Origin of the sequence: Plantibacter sp. CFBP 8804 (assembly GCF_014841225.1) — a bacterium.
Lineage (GTDB): Bacteria > Actinomycetota > Actinomycetes > Actinomycetales > Microbacteriaceae > Plantibacter > Plantibacter auratus.
Window position 1 is genome coordinate 454,431 of sequence record NZ_JACYTU010000002.1, and the last position, 16,682, is coordinate 471,112.

A 16,682-nucleotide genomic window follows, 5' to 3' on the forward strand; every position below is an offset into this window, starting at 1 on the left:
CCCGACGGCGGGGCCCATGATCAGGCATCGACCCTGCGCAGCTTCGCGAGTGGGGCGAGTTCGCCGGGGAAGATGCGCTTGACGCCGTCACCCATGGCGGTCTCGATGACCCGGATGTCGCGGACGAGGTTCGAGAAGCCGTGCGGTTCGAGCGACGCGGCGTGGTCCGAGCCCCACATGGCACGGTCGAGCGTGATGTGGCGTTCCACCATCGTGGCCCCGAGGGCGACCGCGGCGAGGGAGATCTGCAGACCGGTCTCGTGGCCGGAGTACCCGATCGGCACACCGGGGTACCGGGCGGCGAGGCTGTCGATCATCCGGAGGTTCGCCTCTTCGGCGGGCAAGGGGTACGTGGAGGTCGCGTGCAGGATGACCAGCGGCGAGCCCCGGAGGATCTCGACGGCGCGGTCGATCTGCTCGAGCGTCGACATGCCGGTCGAGAGGATGATCGGCTTCCCGGTCGCGGCGAGACGGGTCAGGAGGCCCGAGTCGGTCACGGAGGCGGACGCGACCTTGTGCGCGCTGACGCCCAGGTCCTCGAGGAAGTCGACCGACGGTTCGTCCCACGGGGAGGCGAACCAGCTGAGGCCTCGCAGGGTGGCGTGGTCGCCGATCTCGATGTACTGCTCACGGTCGAACTCGACCCGGTAGCGGTAGTCGAGGTAGCTCATCTCACCCCACGGCGTCTGCCGCGGGACGTCGCGCATGTGCGCCGGCGTCGAGATCTCCGGCGTGCGCTTCTGGAACTTGACGGCCTGTGCGCCGGCGTCGGCGGCCACGTCGATGAGTCGCTTCGCGAGCTCCACGTCGCCGTTGTGGTTGAGACCGATCTCCCCGATGACGTACGCGGGGGCGCCGCCGCCGACGGGGATGCCGTCGATGCGCACGGGAGACGGCTGCGTCCGGCCGTCGAGGTCGGTGGTGTCGTTCGCGTCCTGGTGGATGCTCATGGTCGTGCTCCGTTCGATTGCAGCGTGGACAGCTTCAGGGGGTCGAGGGTCGCGCGTGCGGCGAGGACGAGGTCGGCGAGTTCGCGGACGGCTCCGTCGCCGCCTCGGCGTTCCAGGACGAGCCGGGAGACGGCACGGGCCTCCGGGTGCGCATCGGCGACGACGACCGGCCAGCCGACGATCTCGAGGGCCGGGATGTCGTTGACGTCGTTGCCGAGGTACGCGATGCGGTCGAGTGGGACACCCTTCGCCGTGGCCCAGTCGCGGAGTGCGGTCGCCTTGTCGGCTGAGCCGTATACGACGTCGACGCCGAGTTTGGCCGCGCGTGCGGCGACGATCGGGACCCGCTCGGTCGACAGGATCAGGAACGGCAGCCCGGCCTCGCGCAGCTGACGGACGCCGAGGCCGTCACCGCGATGGACGCTCACCCGTTCGACCCCGTCGGCGTCGATGCTGGCGCGGTCGTCGGTGTGGACCCCGTCGAAGTCGGTGACGACGGCGTCGACGTCGAGGTGGTGCTCCGAACGCTCGGAGCCCGACGGGATGCCCAGCTGACGTTCGGCGAGTCCGGCGATCGCCTCGGCGACGAGCAGATCCTCCGGTTCGTCGATGTCGAGCGCGGCGAAGGACCTGGTGACAGCCGGCGCGATCCGGCCGAAGAAGCGGTGCCGGGCCTCGAGGAAGCCGTCCGTGTCGAAGACGTAGAACGAGCCGGTCTCGCGGTACTGCGGGGCGCGGTCCTGTCGCCGGGGCCGCTCGCGGTGGTCGTGACCGATCCCTCGGGCACCCTTCGTCTTCTCCGTCCAGAGGAATCCGTGGTCGAGCACCGCGGCGAAGACGGAGTCCGCCCGCCCGGAGGAGACCAGGGCGACGGCGTCGTCGAGTGCTTCAACGTCGAGGAAGGGCGACGTCGCCTGCGCGAACACCGTCACGGGGGTCAGCTCTCCGCGCTCCGCGAGGACGCCGAGCGCGTGGAGGAGCGCGGCCTCGGAGGAGGTGCTGTCCTCGGCGAGTTCGGCCGGCCGGTCGATGACCTCGGCACCGGCGGCGACGGCGGCGGCGGCGAGGTCCGGGTGATCGGTCGTGACGACCACGCGCGAGACGCCACCCGACCGCAGCAGCCCTTCGACCGATCGCGCGATGAGGGTGCTCCCGCGGACCGTCCTGAGGTTCTTGCGGTGGATCCCCTTCGAACCGCCCCTGACCGGGACGATCGCCGTCGCGCCGTCGGTCTCCGGGTGCCTCCCGTGCGCTGCAGATGTCATCGATCCACGGTAGGAAGCGGCGGTGGACGCGAGGGGGACGGTGGGCGAACGGCGGCCGACGCCCTGGTGGCCATCCGGTGGCCGAGGCGTCCGAGCTCCGGATCTTCACACGTAGACTGTTCGGACCGCCGGGTTCCACCAGGCGGATCCGCGTTCGACGGTCATCCGTCCGGACCGCCAGCCTCGCCAGGGAGACCAGTGACCGTGACGCCGAGCACCGCCATCGCGCCAGCCGAGCTGCAGCGGGCCCGCAGCATCCTCTCCGAGATCGTCGGTGCCTACGATGCGAAGGTGGTCGGCCAGCAGGGCCTGCGCACCACCCTGCTCGCGGCACTCGTCTCGGGCGGACACGTCCTGCTCGAGAGCGTCCCAGGACTCGCGAAGACGACCGCGGCGGAATCGATCGCCCAAGCGGTGAACGCCTCGTTCAAACGCATCCAGTGCACCCCCGACCTGTTGCCGAGCGACATCATCGGCACCCAGATCTACGACGCCCGCACGGGCGCGTTCCAGACCCAGCTCGGGCCCGTGCACGCGAACTTCGTGCTCCTCGACGAGGTCAACCGGTCGAGCGCGAAGACCCAGAGCGCGATGCTCGAGGCGATGCAGGAACGCCAGACCTCCATCGGCGGCACGCACTATCCGCTGCCGAAGCCGTTCTTCGTCCTCGCCACGCAGAACCCCATCGAGCAGGAGGGCACGTACCACCTGCCCGAGGCGCAGCTCGACCGCTTCCTCCTCAAGGAGGTGCTCGACTACCCGACGATCGGCGAGGAGGCCGAGATCGTCCGTCGGGTGAACTCCGGGCTCTACGAGACCGACCAGGACCGCCCGGGGGTGAGCCTCGAGGACGTCCTGTTCCTGCAGTCCCTCGCCAAGCGGGTCTACCTCGACGCATCGATCCTCAACTACATCGTCCAGACGGTCTACGTGACCCGCCATGCGAGCGACTACCTGCCGCCGAAGCTCGCGAGCTACATCGAGTACGGGGCGAGCCCGCGTGCCAGCATCGCGTTCAGCACCGTCGCGCGGGCGCTCGCGATCCTCGCCGGGCGTGACCACGTCATCCCGGAGGACGTCAAGGGCTACCGCCACCAGGTGCTGCGGCACCGCATCATCCTGAACTTCGAAGCCGCGGCCGACGACGTCTCGCCCGAGACGATCATCGACGCCGTCTTCGGAGCGGTCCAGGCGCCGTAGGCCCGTGTCAGCCCCGCTGCTCCACCGGGTGAAGTCCAAACTCTTCATCCACGCCCACCGCCGCGTGCGGGGGATGCTCGACGGCGAGTACCGTTCGGTGTTCCAGGGCAGGAGCCTCGACTTCGACGACCTCCGCGAGTACACCCCGGGCGACGAGATCAAGGACATCGACTGGAAGGCGACGGCCAGACACGGCGCTCCACTCGTGAAGCGCTACATCGCCACGCGGAAACACCAGGTGCTGTTCGTCGTCGACACGGGTCGTGATCTCGCGGCGCTCGCCGAGGGTGGGAGCACCAAACGCGAGGTCGCCATCCTCGCGGTCGGCATCCTGGGATACCTCGCGATCCGGCACGGCGACCTCGTCGGTCTCGTCGCCGGCGACGCCGCCGCACCGGAACTCGTCCGACCCGCCGGCACCGAATCGGCACTCGAGCGCCTGCTGCAGCACATCGACCGGCGTGCGTCGCTCGCGGCACCCCAGAGCGATCTCGACGAGTTGCTCGGCTACGCGGCACGGTCGGTCAAGCAGCGCTGTCTGCTCGTGATCGTCTCGGATGACGAGGAGATCACGCCGAAGCGGTCGGAGATCCTCCGCCGCCTGCACGTCCAGCACGAGGTGCTCTGGATCTCGGTCGGCGACGCCGACCTCATGCGGGCGGAGTACACCGGTCGGGCGATGGTCGACGTCGCCGACGAGCGGTCCCTGCCGGCCTTCATCCGGTCGGACGACGCGCTCCGTCGTGAGTTCACCGAGGCCGTCACCAGCGCCACCGCCCGACACCTCGACCAGCTCGAGGAACTCGGCATCAGCGGTCAGCGCGTGACCGGAGCCGACGACGTCGTCCCCGTCCTCTTCCACCTCCTCGAGGCCCACCGACATGCCCGGCGATAACGGCTACTACGCACCGGTCCAGTACACGCTGCTCTGGCCGGTGCTCGGACTCGTGCTCATCGCGCTCGTGATCGGGTGGTACGTCTGGATGCTCGCCCACGTGCGCCGTCGCGCGCGCGGGAGCGCGCCGCGCCCGGCGCCGCAGCCGTCGCCGACCGTCCTGCGCGACCGCTACCTCGCGCTCATCGGCGAGATCGAGCGCGAGCACGGGGACGGCGCCCTGAGTACGCGGCGCGCCCACCAACGGCTCGGCGCGATCCTCCGGATGTACGCGCACGAGTCCAGCGGCGTCCGCGCCCAGGTCATGACCCTCGCAGACCTCGATCGCGCCGGACTCGCGCCACTCAGTCGTGCCGTGTCGGCCTACTACCCGGTCGAGTTCCGCGAGGCCGAGACGGGCAGCGTCGCCGAGGCCGCCACGCTCGCCCGCCAGGTGGTGACGACGTGGAGCTGATCTACTGGTGGATGCCGCTCGTCTGGCTCCTCGCCGTGGCCGCGGTGGTCGCCGTCGTCGTCCTCGTGGCCCGCACCGGGCGGCGCCGGAAGGCGAACGCCGAGCCCCTGTGGGTCGCGCACTCCGAACGGCTCACCGCGCTCCCCGGTTACCGTCGCGCGCTGTCGCGGTACCGGCGCCTCATCATCGCGACGATCGCCGCGCTCGGGGTGCTGCTGCTCGCCGGCACGGCCCTCGGGTCACGCGTGGTGAGCACGACGGTGTTCCAGCCCGAACTGCGCAACCGCGACATCGTGCTCTGCCTCGACGTGTCCGGGTCGATGACGGAGTACGACGCCGCGCTGGTCGGGGTGTTCGAGAAGCTCGTGCAGCGGTTCGACGGTGAGCGGATCGCGCTCGTCCTGTTCAACGCGTCCGCGACCACGTACTTCCCGCTGACGAGCGACTACGACTACGTGGCAGCGCAGCTCGACCACCTCGTCGAGGACCTCACCTCGCCGGAGAGCGACTACGAGTACTGGAACGGCACCGATCTCGGGAACGGCTCGTCCCTCATCGGCGACGGTCTCGGGTCCTGCGTCATGCGGTTCGACCAGGTCGGCGAGGAACGGTCGCGCTCGATCGTGCTCGCGACCGACAACTACGTCGCGGGCGAGCCGATCCTCACGCTCAAGGAGGCCGGCGCCTACGCGAAGGCGCAGGACGTGACGGTGTACGGGATCAACCCCGGCGACGTCTCCAGCAAGGACTACCTCGACGACCTCGCCGCGGAGATGGACGAGGTCGTGACGTCCACCGGCGGGGACTACTACGCGCTCGCCGACCCCGGCGCGGTCGGCGGCATCGTCCAGCAGATCACGGCGGAGCAGACGAAGACGCTGAAGGGCGCCAAACAGCTCGTGCAGGTCGACGAGCCGTTCGTGTTCGTGCTGGCGGCGTTCGGCGGCCTCGCGGCGCTCATGCTGCTCGCCTGGAGGTTGCGCCGATGACCATCAACCCCGTTCTGCCGATCTGGGCCGTCGCCGTGCTCGGCACCGTCCTCGCGTCCTTCGCCGTCTGGCAGTTCCTCGCCCGGGTGCGGCGGCCAGGAGCCTGGCACTGGATCGCCCGACTGGCCATGGTCGTCGTGCTCGTGATCATCGCCCTCCGACCGACCATCCCCGGCAACCATCGCCCACCGTCCGCGATGGGCGACCTCGACGTCTACTTCGTCGTGGACACGACGAGCTCGATGGCCGCCGAGGACTGGCCGGACGAGACCGCGTCGGGGACGGACGAGAACGGCGCCCCGAAGCCGCCGACCCGACTCGACGGTGCGAAGGCCGACATCACCGGTATCGCCGACCGGCTGGCCGGTGCCCGATACGCCCTCGTGACGTTCGACGCCGTGGCCGTCCAGCGCATGCCCCTCACGACGGACGCGACGGCGCTCCGGTCGGCTGCGGAGGCGATGACGCAGGAGATCACCACCTACTCCCGCGGCAGCAGCATCGACGCACCGGTGGAGTTCATGACCACGCTGCTGACCCAGGCCGAGGAGCAGGAGCCGGGTCGGAACCGGATCATGTTCTACCTCGGTGACGGCGAGCAGACGAGTGGCGCGGCCCCCGGGTCGTTCGAGAGCATCGCACCGCTCATCGGCGGCGGTGGCGTGCTCGGCTATGGGACCGAGGCCGGTGGGACCATGCGCGAGTTCTCCGGGTACCAGGACGGCAGCGTCCGCTACATCCAGGACTACTCGACCGGTGAGCCCGCCGTGTCCCGGCTGGATCCGGGCGCACTCGAGACGATCGCGTCGCAGCTCGGCGTCGAGTCGGAGATCAGGACACCGGGTGCGTCGCTCGACGACGCACTCGACGGCCTCGCCGTCGGCGGCGTCACCGTCGAGGACGAGGTGGACATCCGGCGCACCGATGAGCTGTACTGGGTGTTCGCGCTCGGGTTCGGTGTGCTGCTCCTCACCGAGCTCCCCGGCCTGGTCGGCGCGCTGAGCGAGCTCCGACGGACGAAGGGTGGGCAGGCATGACCCTCTTCGATGATCGGACCCGCACCGACCGGCCCGACGATGCGCCGCGCAGCCCTGAGCCACGGCCACGACTCGAGGAACCGCGGCGTCCGCCGCTGGCCCCGGCCGAGGTCGCCCGGTTGCGCCGTCGGCTGTTCTGGTGGTCCCTTCCGCTGGTCCTCGTCGCCCTCGTCGTCGGGGTCAAGTTCGTGAGTCTGCCGGTCGTCGCGCAGTCGGCGATCGCCGAGTACCGCGCCGAGGACTACTCCGGGGCGCAGTTGAGCGCGGGCCACCTCTTCACGGCGAACGTCGTCGAGCCGTGGATCGCCTGGTTCGACCGGGGCACCGCGGCCGCGGCGGGACAGGACTGGGTGCAGGGGACCGACGACCTCGGCAAGGCGCTCGAGCTCGCGCCGACGGAGGAGACCGCCTGCATCGTCCGGGTCAACCTGGCGCGCGCGTACGAGACCCAGGCAGACGAGTACGTGAAGGGCCAGTTCTTCCAGGGCGCCATCAACCTCTACGACACCGCGAAGCGCATCGTCGACGAGGGCGAGGGCTGCTTCGAGGGGGAGTCCCAGGACCAGAACGAGGACCCGCAAGACTCTCAGGACCCGCAGGACCCCCAGGACCCGCAGGACCCCCAGGACCCGCAGGACCCCCAGGACCCGCAGGACCAGGGTGATCAAGGTGGTCAAGGAGGTCAGGACGACCAGGGCGGTCAGGGTGACCAGGGCGACCAGGGCGACCAGGGCGACCAGGGCGACCAGGGTGACCAGGGGGACCAGGGCGGAACCGGGCAGCAGCCCGACGTGATCGATCCGAAGGGCACGCCCGGTGAGAACCTGCAGGACACCGGCGATCGCATCGACCGCAAACGTCAGGATGCGACCGACCAGCGCGACCGGTCCGGCGGGCAGGGCCAGCAGGATCCTTCGAACGGGGGACAAGGCGACGGCGACTCGAGCGGCTCGAGCGGTACCGGTGACAGCGAGGTCGACGGGAAGGTCGACAAGTTGAAGGACGCCGGCCAGGACGCCCAGCAGGACAAGTCGACCGAGGACGCCAAGAACCGCGGTCGGAACAACGACAACGGGAATTTCGCCGATCGTCCCTGGTAGCGGTTCCGGGCGGCCTGCGTGTGACGGACTAGCATGGACAGGTGGTTACGCGCCTTTCGAATTACTTCCTCCGTACGCTCCGTGAAGACCCTTCCGACGCGGAGGTGACGAGTCACCGCCTGCTGGTGCGGGCGGGGTACATCCGACGCCAGGCGCCGGGTGTCTTCGCCTGGTTGCCGCTCGGGTTGCGGGTGAAGAACAAGATCGAGGCCATCGTCCGCGAGGAGATGGCGAACGCCGGCGCGTTCGAGGTGCACTTCCCCGCGCTCCTGCCGCGCGAGCCCTACGAGGTCACCGGCCGATGGGAGGAGTACGGCGACGCCCTCTTCCGCCTGCACGACCGCAAGGGTGCCGACTACCTGCTGGCGCCGACGCATGAGGAGGTCTTCACCCTGCTCGTGAAAGACCTGTACTCCTCCTACAAGGACCTGCCCCTGTCGATCTATCAGATCCAGGACAAGTACCGCGACGAGGCCCGTCCCCGGGCAGGCCTCCTGCGCGGTCGTGAGTTCACCATGAAGGACGCCTACTCGTTCGACGTGTCCGACGCCGGGCTCGACGCGAGCTACCAGGCGCAGCGCGACGCCTACGAGCGCATCTTCACGCGGCTCGGCCTGGAGTACGAGATCGTGCAGGCCGACGCCGGCGCGATGGGCGGTTCGCGGAGCGAGGAGTTCCTGCACCCCACAGCGGTCGGTGAGGACACCTTCGTGCGTTCGGCCGGCGGGTACGCCGCCAACGTCGAGGCTTACACCACCGAGGTCCCGGAGGCCCGCCCCATCGAGGGTCTGGCACCCGCGACGGTCTTCGATTCGCCGAACACCCCGACGATCTCGACGCTCGTCGACCTCGCCAACGAGCGACACCCGCGCGACGACGGACGGGCCTGGACGGCCGCCGACACGCTCAAGAACGTCGTGCTGGCACTGCGGCACCTCGACGGCACGCGCGAGCTGGTCGTCATCGGCCTGCCGGGCGACCGCGACGTCGACCTCAAGCGCGTCGAGGTGGCCTTCAGCCCCGCGGAGGTGGAGGCCGCGACCGAAGCGGACTTCGCCGCGAACGCCGGGCTCGTCAAGGGCTACATCGGACCGTGGTCCCCGCAGGGGCCCGTCCTCGGTGAGGAGTCGGCAACGGAGATCCGGTACTTCCTCGACCCTCGGGTCGTCGACGGCACCGAGTGGATCACCGGCGCGAACGTCGATCAGCAGCACGTCTTCGGCCTCGTCGCCGGGCGCGACTTCACCGCCGACGGCTTCGTCGAGGCGGCGGAGGTCCGCGCCGGCGACCCCGCGCCCGACGGCTCCGGACCGGTCGAGCTCGCTCGAGGCATGGAGATCGGACACGTCTTCCAGCTCGGGCGCAAGTACGCCGAGGCGCTCGGACTGAAGGTGCTCGACGAGAACGGCAAGCTCGTCACGGTGACCATGGGCTCCTACGGCATCGGGATCACGCGCATCCTCGCGATCATCGCCGAGGGCAACAACGACGAGCGCGGTCTCATCTGGCCGAAGGCCGTCGCCCCGTTCGACGTGCACGTCGTCGCAGCAGGACGCGACGCGGCGATCTTCGAGGTGGCCGAGGAACTCGTGGCCTCGCTCGAGGCGAGCGGGAAGGACGTCCTCTACGACGACCGCACCGGCAAGGTGTCCCCGGGTGTCAAGTTCGGCGACGCCGAGCTGATCGGCGTGCCCGTCGTGGTGGTCGTCGGTCGCGAGGCCACCGAGGGCTTCGTCGAGCTCTGGGACCGGGCCGCCGGCACGAAGGACCGGGTCGCGATCGCCGACCTCGCCCTCTGAGCCGCGAGAGCGCAGGAGCGGTCGTCATCCCCGTCTTGATGACGGGCCGCTACTGCGCTCTCGTGCTGAGGCGGTAGCCGGCTCCGCGGACCGTCGCGATGGCGTCCTTGCCGATCTTGTTCCGGAGATACCGCACGTAGACGTCGACGACGTTCGAACCGGGATCGAAGTCGTAGCCCCAGACCCGGCTGAGGAGCTCCTCCCGGCTGAGGATCTGGTCCGGGTGGCGGAAGAACTCCTCGGCGAGGGCGAACTCGCGGGTGGACAGCTCGACCGGCACACCGTCGACGAGGACGCGCCGTTCGCGCAGCTCGAGCTCCAGATGCCCGACCGACAGCCGTTCCTGGACGGCGGTGGTCGACGCCGGTGCCCGCTCTGCCAGGCGTCGGCGGATCCTGGCCAGGAGCTCCTCGAACCGGAAGGGCTTCGACATGTAGTCGTTCGCCCCGCCGTCGAGGCCCGCCACGAGGTCTCGCGCGGAATCGCGGGCGGTCAGGATGATGACGGGGAGCTCGCTGCCGTCGTCGCGGAGCCGTCTGAGCACCTCGAAGCCGTCGACGCCGGGGAGTCCGATGTCGAGGACGAGCAGGTCGAAGTCGCCGCTCTCCGCCAGCTCGACGACCTGTGATCCGTCGACCGTCACGTCTGCCGTGTGGCCGGCGGCACGCAGGCCCTTGCTCACGAACGCGGAGATCCGCGTCTCGTCCTCGGCGACCAGGATCCGGCTCATGCGTGGTCCTCCGGCGCACTCCGCCGAGCCGAGGTGTCGACGAGGTCCGGGAAGTCGTCCTCAGGGGACGGTGCTCGCGAGCGTGGTGGTGCGTCGTTCGCGGGGCGTGCATCGCCGGGTGTCGGCCCGGCCTGCATCGCCGCGGTCGTCTGAGCCTCAGCGGCTTCCTGAGCAGCTTGCGCCTCTCGCAGCGCGATCGCCTGGGCCATCGCGCTGCGGGGGATCGCCGCGGTCTCGTCCGGGTCGAGGTCGAGGTCCGCGTCGGACCCCTCGTCGTCGTCCGCCACCGCGAGCGGTAGTCGGATGCTGAAGAGGGAGCCGGCCTGCTGCGTGTCCTCGACCTCGGCCCACCCGCCGTGTGCCGCGGCGATCGCCTGCACGATCGACAGGCCGAGGCCGGAGCCTGCGACACCCCGTCCACCGCTCACCCGGGTGAACCGGTCGAAGATGCGTTCGCGGAGCGCCTCCGGCACCCCGGGCCCGTCGTCGGCGACGGAGAGCACGAGCGCCGGGTCGTCCGACTCGTCGAACCGGCTCGAGATCACGATCGTCGACCCGGCCGGGGAGTACTTCGCGGCGTTGTCCGCGAGCTGCAGCCAGGCCTGGGCCAAGCGCCCGGCGTCGACGTCCGCGGTGAGTGCGGCCTGCTCGCCCAGGGTCCACTCGTGTTCGGTCGAGATCGCCGTGGCCTTCTCGTGGACCGAGGCGGTGAACGCCTCGATGTCGACCGGTTCCCGGTCGAGGGTCGACGCGAGTCCGGCCGTCGAGAGTTCCGTGATGTCGGCGACGAGGGAGCTCATCCGGTCGAGTTCGTCGAGGGCGAGGTCGCGGGTGGCGGCCACCTCCGCGGGGTCGGACGGATCAAGGAGCTCGAGGTGTCCGCGCACGATGGTCAGCGGCGTCTTCAGCTCGTGGCCGACGTCGTCGAGCAGCTGGCGTTGACTGGTGAAGGCCTCGTCGAGCCGGTCCAGCATGCCGTTCACGGTCGTGGTGAGCTCCGAGACGTCGTCGCGACCGACGACCGGGATCCGCTCGTCGAGGTCCGACTCGGTGATGCGGGCGGCGGCGTCCCGCAGCAGTCGGATCGGGTGGAGCAGTCCACCCGCGAGCTGCCAGCCGACGAGGCCGAGCAGGAGCAGGCACACCACGGCGACGACGATCTCGACGGCGAGGATGCCTCGGGACTCCGCGAGTGCCGCGTGCACGTCGGTGGCGATGACGACGTGGGCGACGTTCGGGTCGCCGACGACCTGCACCGGGATGATCGCGTACCGCACGGTGCGGTCACCGGTGGCCTCGCCCGTGACGACGCCGCGGGACGACCGCGCCGTGATGGTTTCGAGCAGCTGCGGGTCGTCGTCCAGGCGGAACGCGGACGGGGCGCTGGGCGCGACCGTCGAGCCGTCGGCGCGCACACCGATGGCGGTCTCGTCCTCGGCGAAGATCCAGCGTCGCATCACCGCGTCGACGGCCGCGTCGCTCGTCGCCGGGGCCTCGGCGGAGTCCCCTGAACCGACCACCATGAAGGCGATGAGCTCGGCGCTGTGCTCCAGGCGGGCGTCGATGGTCGCGAGTGTCTGCTGCCGGCCGAGCGTGTAGGTGGAGACGCCCACGAGCGTCATCGCGAGCGTCGTCGCGAGCAGGATCGCGACGAGGATCCTCACCCTCGTGCTCCGCATGACGTTCCGCAGCTCGCCCAAGACCATTGGCCAATCATGTCACCCGCCCCGAGACGCGGTCGAGCCGGGAGCGGGACCCTCGAGGACGCGCGGGGGCTTCCCAGCTGGGTGGATGACGTACCCCTCGGCATCCGGTACCGTAGACAGACGGGTTCGGCAGCACGGCAGCAGCATGCCCGTCGTGCCGCTGCACGTCTTGCCGCGGCACCACCAGTTGAATAGAGGAGGCCATCGATGGACATCGATCTCGGTTTGTTGAAGTCGATCGAACGCGAGAAGGAGATCCCGTTCGAGGAGCTCGTCGTGATCATCGAGCAGGCCATCCTGAGTGCGTACCTGAAGAGCACCGAGGGTACCGACACGACCGCGCGCGGCGACGTCCCGGCAGCGCGGGTCCAGCTCGACCGCAAGACCGGCCACGTCGGGGTGTTCGTGCCCGAGTTCGACGACGAGGGTGTCCTGATCGGTGAGGCCGAGAGCACGCCGGACGACTTCGGCCGCATCGCCGCCTTCGCCGCGAAGCAGGTCATCTTCCAGCGGCTCCGCGACATCCAGGACGACGCCGTCCTCGGTGAGTTCAAGGGTCGCGAGGGCGACATCATCGCGGGCGTCATCCAGCAGGGCCCGAACCCGCGCATGATCCACGTCGACCTCGGCACCATCGAGGCGATCCTTCCGCCCGAGGAGCAGGTGGCCGGTGAGGAGTATCCGCACGGTGCGCGCATCCGCGTGTACGTGACGAGCGTGACGAAGGGCCTCAAGGGTCCGCAGATCACCGTCTCGCGCACCCACCCCGGACTCGTACGGAAGCTGTTCGCCTTGGAGGTCCCGGAGATCGCCTCCGGCATCGTCGAGATCGTCTCGCTTGCTCGCGAGGCCGGACACCGGACCAAGATCGCGGTGAAGGCGAACGACCCGAGCATCAACGCCAAGGGCGCCTGCATCGGTGAGCTCGGGCGTCGTGTCCGCGCGGTCACCGACGAGCTGGGCGCCGAGAAGATCGACATCGTCGACTACTCGCCCGACCTGCCGACGTTCGTCGCGAACGCGCTCTCGCCGGCCAAGGTCACGAGCTCGTACGTCATCGACCAGTCGCTCAAGGCCGTCCGGGCGCTCGTGCCGGACTACCAGCTGTCGCTCGCGATCGGCAAGGAGGGGCAGAACGCCCGTCTCGCCGCCAAGCTCACCGGCGCCAAGATCGACATCCAGCCGGACTCGATCCTCGAATCGGACTGAGCCGGATGGAACCGGTGCGGACCTGCGTCGGCTGTCGCCGTCGCGAGCCGCGCTCGGCACTGCTGCGCGTCGTCGCGGTCGAGGGGGCGCTCGTCCCCGACGCCGCGGCGCGCCTGCCGGGCCGCGGATCCTGGGTGCACCCGACGTCGGCGTGCGTCGACCAGGCGGTGCAGCGTCGGGCGTTCACGAGGGCGCTCAGACTGACCGCGGGACCCGACGCCTCGGCGGTCCGGGCCTTCGTGTCGACGGAACCGGCCGTGCCGACGGCTGAATGACGTCGTCGGGCTCGAACGACCCGCTCACGATCCGGTGGTGAGCCCGCACCCAGGGTCGGGGTGTACGATGGTGAGTGCACGCGAGAGCGCTCCGGCGCACACCGTGCTTCCCACCGCAGGTATCAGGCCCGGATCCCGGGCCTTCATCCTGCTGCCGCCCCACCCGGGTGCGGCATTCCGAGAGAACAGGCTGAACGGCTAATGGACAACTCATGAGCGGCTCGAAATGAGCACCGTCCACCACTAACGCTTGCCCCTGCCTGGGTGCAAGCTCAGACAGGAGAATTGTGGCTGCAAAACCACGTGTACACGAGATCGCATCCGAACTCGGAGTAGACAGCAAGATCGCCATGGCGAAGCTCAAGGAATTGGGCGAGTTCGTCAAGGGACCGTCTTCCAGTATCGAACCACCGGTGGCCCGCAAGCTGCGCGCCGCCCTCGAGGCCGAGGGCGCGAAGGCGTCAGCCGCCCCCGCCGCCCCGGCGAAGCGACCGGCCACGCCCGGCGCTCCCACCCCGGGTCCCGCCGCACCCAAGGCTCCGGCCCCCGCGGCACCCGCCCCCAAGGCCGAGGCGCCCGCTGCGCCTGCGCCGAAGCAGGCCGCCCCAGGCCCGAAGGCTCCGGCCGCCCCCGCCCCTGCGGCGGAGGCACCCGCAGCTGCTGCTCCGGCGGCACCGTCCGCACCCGCTGCTCCGGCCGCCGGCGACTCGCCCTCCGGCGACGCCGCGAAGCCGGGCGGCCCCCGTCCCGGTGCTCCGCGTCCGGGGAACAACCCGTTCGCGTCCTCGCAGGGCATGGGCCAGCGCCCGACCGGCACGCCGCGTCCGGGGAACAACCCGTTCGCAGCGGCTCAGGGCATGGGTCAGCGTCCGAACCCCAGCAACATCCCGCGTCCGCAGGCTCCGCGCCCCGGCTCGCCCCGTCCGGGCGTCGGCCAGGGTCAGCGTCCCGGTGGTCCCGGTCGTCCGGGTGGCGCAGGTCGTCCCGCCGGTGGCGGCGGCTTCCGTCCCGGTGGCGCCGGTGGCGGTTTCCGTCCCGGTGGTGCCCCCGGTGGTGCACCCGCCGGTGGATTCGCGGGTCGCCCCGGTGGCGGCGGCGGTCGTGGTCGCGGACCCGGCGGTGGTACCGCAGGTGCCTTCGGTCGCGGTGGCGGCAAGAGCAAGGCACGTAAGTCGAAGCGGACGAAGAGGGCCGAATTCGAGCTGCGGGAAGCCCCGTCGCTCGGCGGCGTGAGCGTCCCCCGCGGCGACGGCAACACCATCATCCGTCTGCGTCGTGGCGCGTCCATCTCGGACTTCGCCGACAAGATCGACGCCAGCCCCGGCAACCTCGTCACGGTGCTGTTCCACCTCGGTGAGATGGCGACGGCGACGGAGTCGCTCGACGAGGCGACCTTCGACGTGCTCGGTTCCGAGCTCGGCTACAAGATCCAGATGGTCTCGCCCGAGGACGAGGACCGGGAGCTCCTCGAGGGCTTCGACATCGACCTCGACCAGGAGCTGGAGGACGAGTCCGACGAGGACCTCGCCATCCGTCCTCCCGTGGTCACCGTCATGGGTCACGTCGACCACGGTAAGACGCGCCTCCTCGACGCCATCCGCAACGCGAACGTCGTCGCCGGCGAGGCCGGTGGCATCACGCAGCACATCGGTGCGTACCAGGTCGTCGCGGAGCACGAGGGCATCGAGCGTCCGATCACCTTCATCGACACCCCGGGTCACGAGGCGTTCACCGCCATGCGTGCTCGTGGTGCGCAGGTCACCGACATCGCGATCCTCGTGGTCGCGGCCGACGACGGCATCATGCCGCAGACGGTGGAGGCCTTGAACCACGCGCAGGCGGCCAACGTGCCGATCGTCGTCGCGGTCAACAAGGTGGACAAGCCCGACGCCAACCCGGCCAAGGTGCGCCAGCAGCTGACCGAGTACGGCCTCGTCGCCGAGGAGTACGGCGGAGACGTCATGTTCGTCGACGTCTCGGCTCGTGCCGGCACCGGCATCAAGGACCTCCTCGACGCCGTGCTGCTCACCGCGGACGCCGGTCTCGACCTGCGCGCCAACCCGAACAAGGATGCACGCGGTGTGGCCATCGAGGCCAAGCTCGACAAGGGCCGCGGTTCCGTCGCGACCGTCCTCATCCAGTCGGGTACGCTCCGCGTCGGTGACGCGATCGTCGCCGGTACGGCCTACGGCCGCGTCCGTGCGATGGTCGACGAGAACGGCGACACCGTCGCCGAGGCGGGTCCCTCGCGTCCCGTCCAGGTGCAGGGCCTCTCGAGTGTTCCTCGGGCCGGCGACACCTTCCTCGTCACCGAGGAGGACCGCACCGCGCGTCAGATCGCCGAGAAGCGTGAAGCCGCGGAGCGCAACGCCGCTCTGGCCAAGGCTCGCAAGCGCATCTCGCTCGAGGACTTCACCCGTGCACTCGAAGAGGGCAAGGTCGAGTCGCTCAACCTCATCATCAAGGGTGACGTCTCCGGTGCCGTCGAGGCACTCGAGGAGTCGCTGCTCAAGATCGACGTCGACGACAGCGTCCAGCTGCGGATCATCCACCGCGGTGTCGGTGCGGTCACCGAGTCCGACGTCAACCTCGCCACGATCGACAACGCGATCATCATCGGGTTCAACGTGCGCCCCGACCCGAAGGCCCGCGAGCGTGCGGCCCGTGAGGGTGTGGACGTCCGGTTCTACTCGGTCATCTACAACGCACTCGAGGACGTCGAGCAGAGCCTCACCGGCATGCTCAAGCCCGAGTACGAAGAGGTCCAGTCCGGTGTCGCCGAGATCCGCGAGGTGTTCCGTTCCTCCAAGTTCGGCAACATCGCGGGTGTCATCGTCCGCTCGGGCACGATCACGAGGAACGCCAAGGCGCGGGTCATCCGCGACGGCGTCGTGGTCGGCGACAGCCTGGCGATCGAATCGCTGCGTCGGTTCAAGGACGACGTCACCGAGGTGCGTACGGACTTCGAGGCCGGTATCGGTCTCGGCAAGTTCAACGACATCCAGATCGGCGACGAGATCGAGACGATCGAAATGAAGGAGAAGCCGCGCGGCTAGTCCGCTCGGCCGGTCCC

General features: G+C 69.9%; 14 protein-coding genes. 10 read left to right on the forward strand and 4 right to left on the reverse strand.

The window, feature by feature from the left end; all coding sequences use genetic code 11:
- Window positions 1-20: 20 nt before the first annotated feature.
- Both IFU11_RS07465 and IFU11_RS07470 read right to left on the reverse strand, forming a co-directional pair.
- Window positions 21-950, reverse strand: a complete 930-nt coding sequence (locus IFU11_RS07465; protein WP_124769572.1) for an N-acetylneuraminate synthase family protein — start codon at window positions 948-950, stop codon at window positions 21-23.
- Window positions 947-2,215, reverse strand: coding sequence for an acylneuraminate cytidylyltransferase (locus tag IFU11_RS07470; protein WP_192018564.1), 1,269 nt, complete (start codon window positions 2,213-2,215; stop codon window positions 947-949). The genes IFU11_RS07465 and IFU11_RS07470 overlap by 4 nt, the downstream gene beginning before the upstream one ends.
- Window positions 2,216-2,413: 198 nt before the next feature.
- On the opposite strand from IFU11_RS07470, the gene IFU11_RS07475 reads away from it, so the two are divergent.
- Genes IFU11_RS07475 through IFU11_RS07505 form a run of 7 tightly spaced genes read left to right on the forward strand, consistent with a single transcriptional unit; the run spans window position 2,414 to window position 9,689 of the window.
- Complete coding sequence (locus IFU11_RS07475; protein ID WP_192018565.1) at window positions 2,414-3,415, forward strand: AAA family ATPase; 1,002 nt, start codon at window positions 2,414-2,416, stop codon at window positions 3,413-3,415.
- Between the two features lie 4 nt (window positions 3,416-3,419).
- Entirely contained in the window at window positions 3,420-4,310 is an 891-nt protein-coding gene (locus IFU11_RS07480) for a DUF58 domain-containing protein (RefSeq protein WP_236555491.1), read from the forward strand.
- Window positions 4,297-4,764, forward strand: a complete 468-nt coding sequence (locus IFU11_RS07485; protein ID WP_079002737.1) for a hypothetical protein — start codon at window positions 4,297-4,299, stop codon at window positions 4,762-4,764. Before IFU11_RS07480 ends, IFU11_RS07485 begins: the two co-directional genes overlap by 14 nt.
- Window positions 4,755-5,753, forward strand: coding sequence for a vWA domain-containing protein (locus IFU11_RS07490; protein WP_137243278.1), 999 nt, complete (start codon window positions 4,755-4,757; stop codon window positions 5,751-5,753). The genes IFU11_RS07485 and IFU11_RS07490 overlap by 10 nt, the downstream gene beginning before the upstream one ends.
- Complete coding sequence (locus tag IFU11_RS07495; RefSeq protein WP_192018566.1) at window positions 5,750-6,790, forward strand: VWA domain-containing protein; 1,041 nt, start codon at window positions 5,750-5,752, stop codon at window positions 6,788-6,790. The genes IFU11_RS07490 and IFU11_RS07495 overlap by 4 nt, the downstream gene beginning before the upstream one ends.
- Window positions 6,787-7,890: a hypothetical protein gene (locus tag IFU11_RS07500; protein ID WP_192018567.1), complete on the forward strand. Its 1,104-nt coding sequence runs from the start codon at window positions 6,787-6,789 to the stop codon at window positions 7,888-7,890. Before IFU11_RS07495 ends, IFU11_RS07500 begins: the two co-directional genes overlap by 4 nt.
- A gap of 41 nt (window positions 7,891-7,931) precedes the next feature.
- Window positions 7,932-9,689, forward strand: coding sequence for a proline--tRNA ligase (locus IFU11_RS07505; protein ID WP_079707162.1), 1,758 nt, complete (start codon window positions 7,932-7,934; stop codon window positions 9,687-9,689).
- Window positions 9,690-9,738: 49 nt separating this feature from the next.
- On the opposite strand, the gene IFU11_RS07510 is transcribed toward IFU11_RS07505, so the two are convergent.
- Both IFU11_RS07510 and IFU11_RS07515 read right to left on the reverse strand, forming a co-directional pair.
- The gene (locus IFU11_RS07510) at window positions 9,739-10,419 is read right to left on the reverse strand and encodes a response regulator transcription factor (protein ID WP_064295346.1); all 681 of its coding nucleotides are present in this window, start codon (window positions 10,417-10,419) and stop codon (window positions 9,739-9,741) included.
- Window positions 10,416-12,125, reverse strand: a complete 1,710-nt coding sequence (locus IFU11_RS07515; protein ID WP_192018568.1) for a sensor histidine kinase — start codon at window positions 12,123-12,125, stop codon at window positions 10,416-10,418. The genes IFU11_RS07510 and IFU11_RS07515 overlap by 4 nt, the downstream gene beginning before the upstream one ends.
- A gap of 207 nt (window positions 12,126-12,332) precedes the next feature.
- Between IFU11_RS07515 and nusA the strand changes: the two genes are divergently transcribed.
- The 3 genes from nusA to infB all read left to right on the forward strand — a co-directional run bounded on the left by nusA (window position 12,333) and on the right by infB (window position 16,665).
- The gene (gene nusA, locus IFU11_RS07520) at window positions 12,333-13,334 is read left to right on the forward strand and encodes a transcription termination factor NusA (protein WP_079707160.1); all 1,002 of its coding nucleotides are present in this window, start codon (window positions 12,333-12,335) and stop codon (window positions 13,332-13,334) included.
- 5 nt (window positions 13,335-13,339) lie between these two features.
- A complete protein-coding gene (locus IFU11_RS07525; RefSeq protein WP_124769566.1) occupies window positions 13,340-13,609 on the forward strand; it encodes a YlxR family protein in 270 nt (89 codons plus the stop codon).
- Window positions 13,610-13,896: 287 nt separating this feature from the next.
- The gene (gene infB / locus IFU11_RS07530; protein WP_138944642.1) at window positions 13,897-16,665 is read left to right on the forward strand and encodes a translation initiation factor IF-2; all 2,769 of its coding nucleotides are present in this window, start codon (window positions 13,897-13,899) and stop codon (window positions 16,663-16,665) included.
- Window positions 16,666-16,682: the final 17 nt, after the last annotated feature.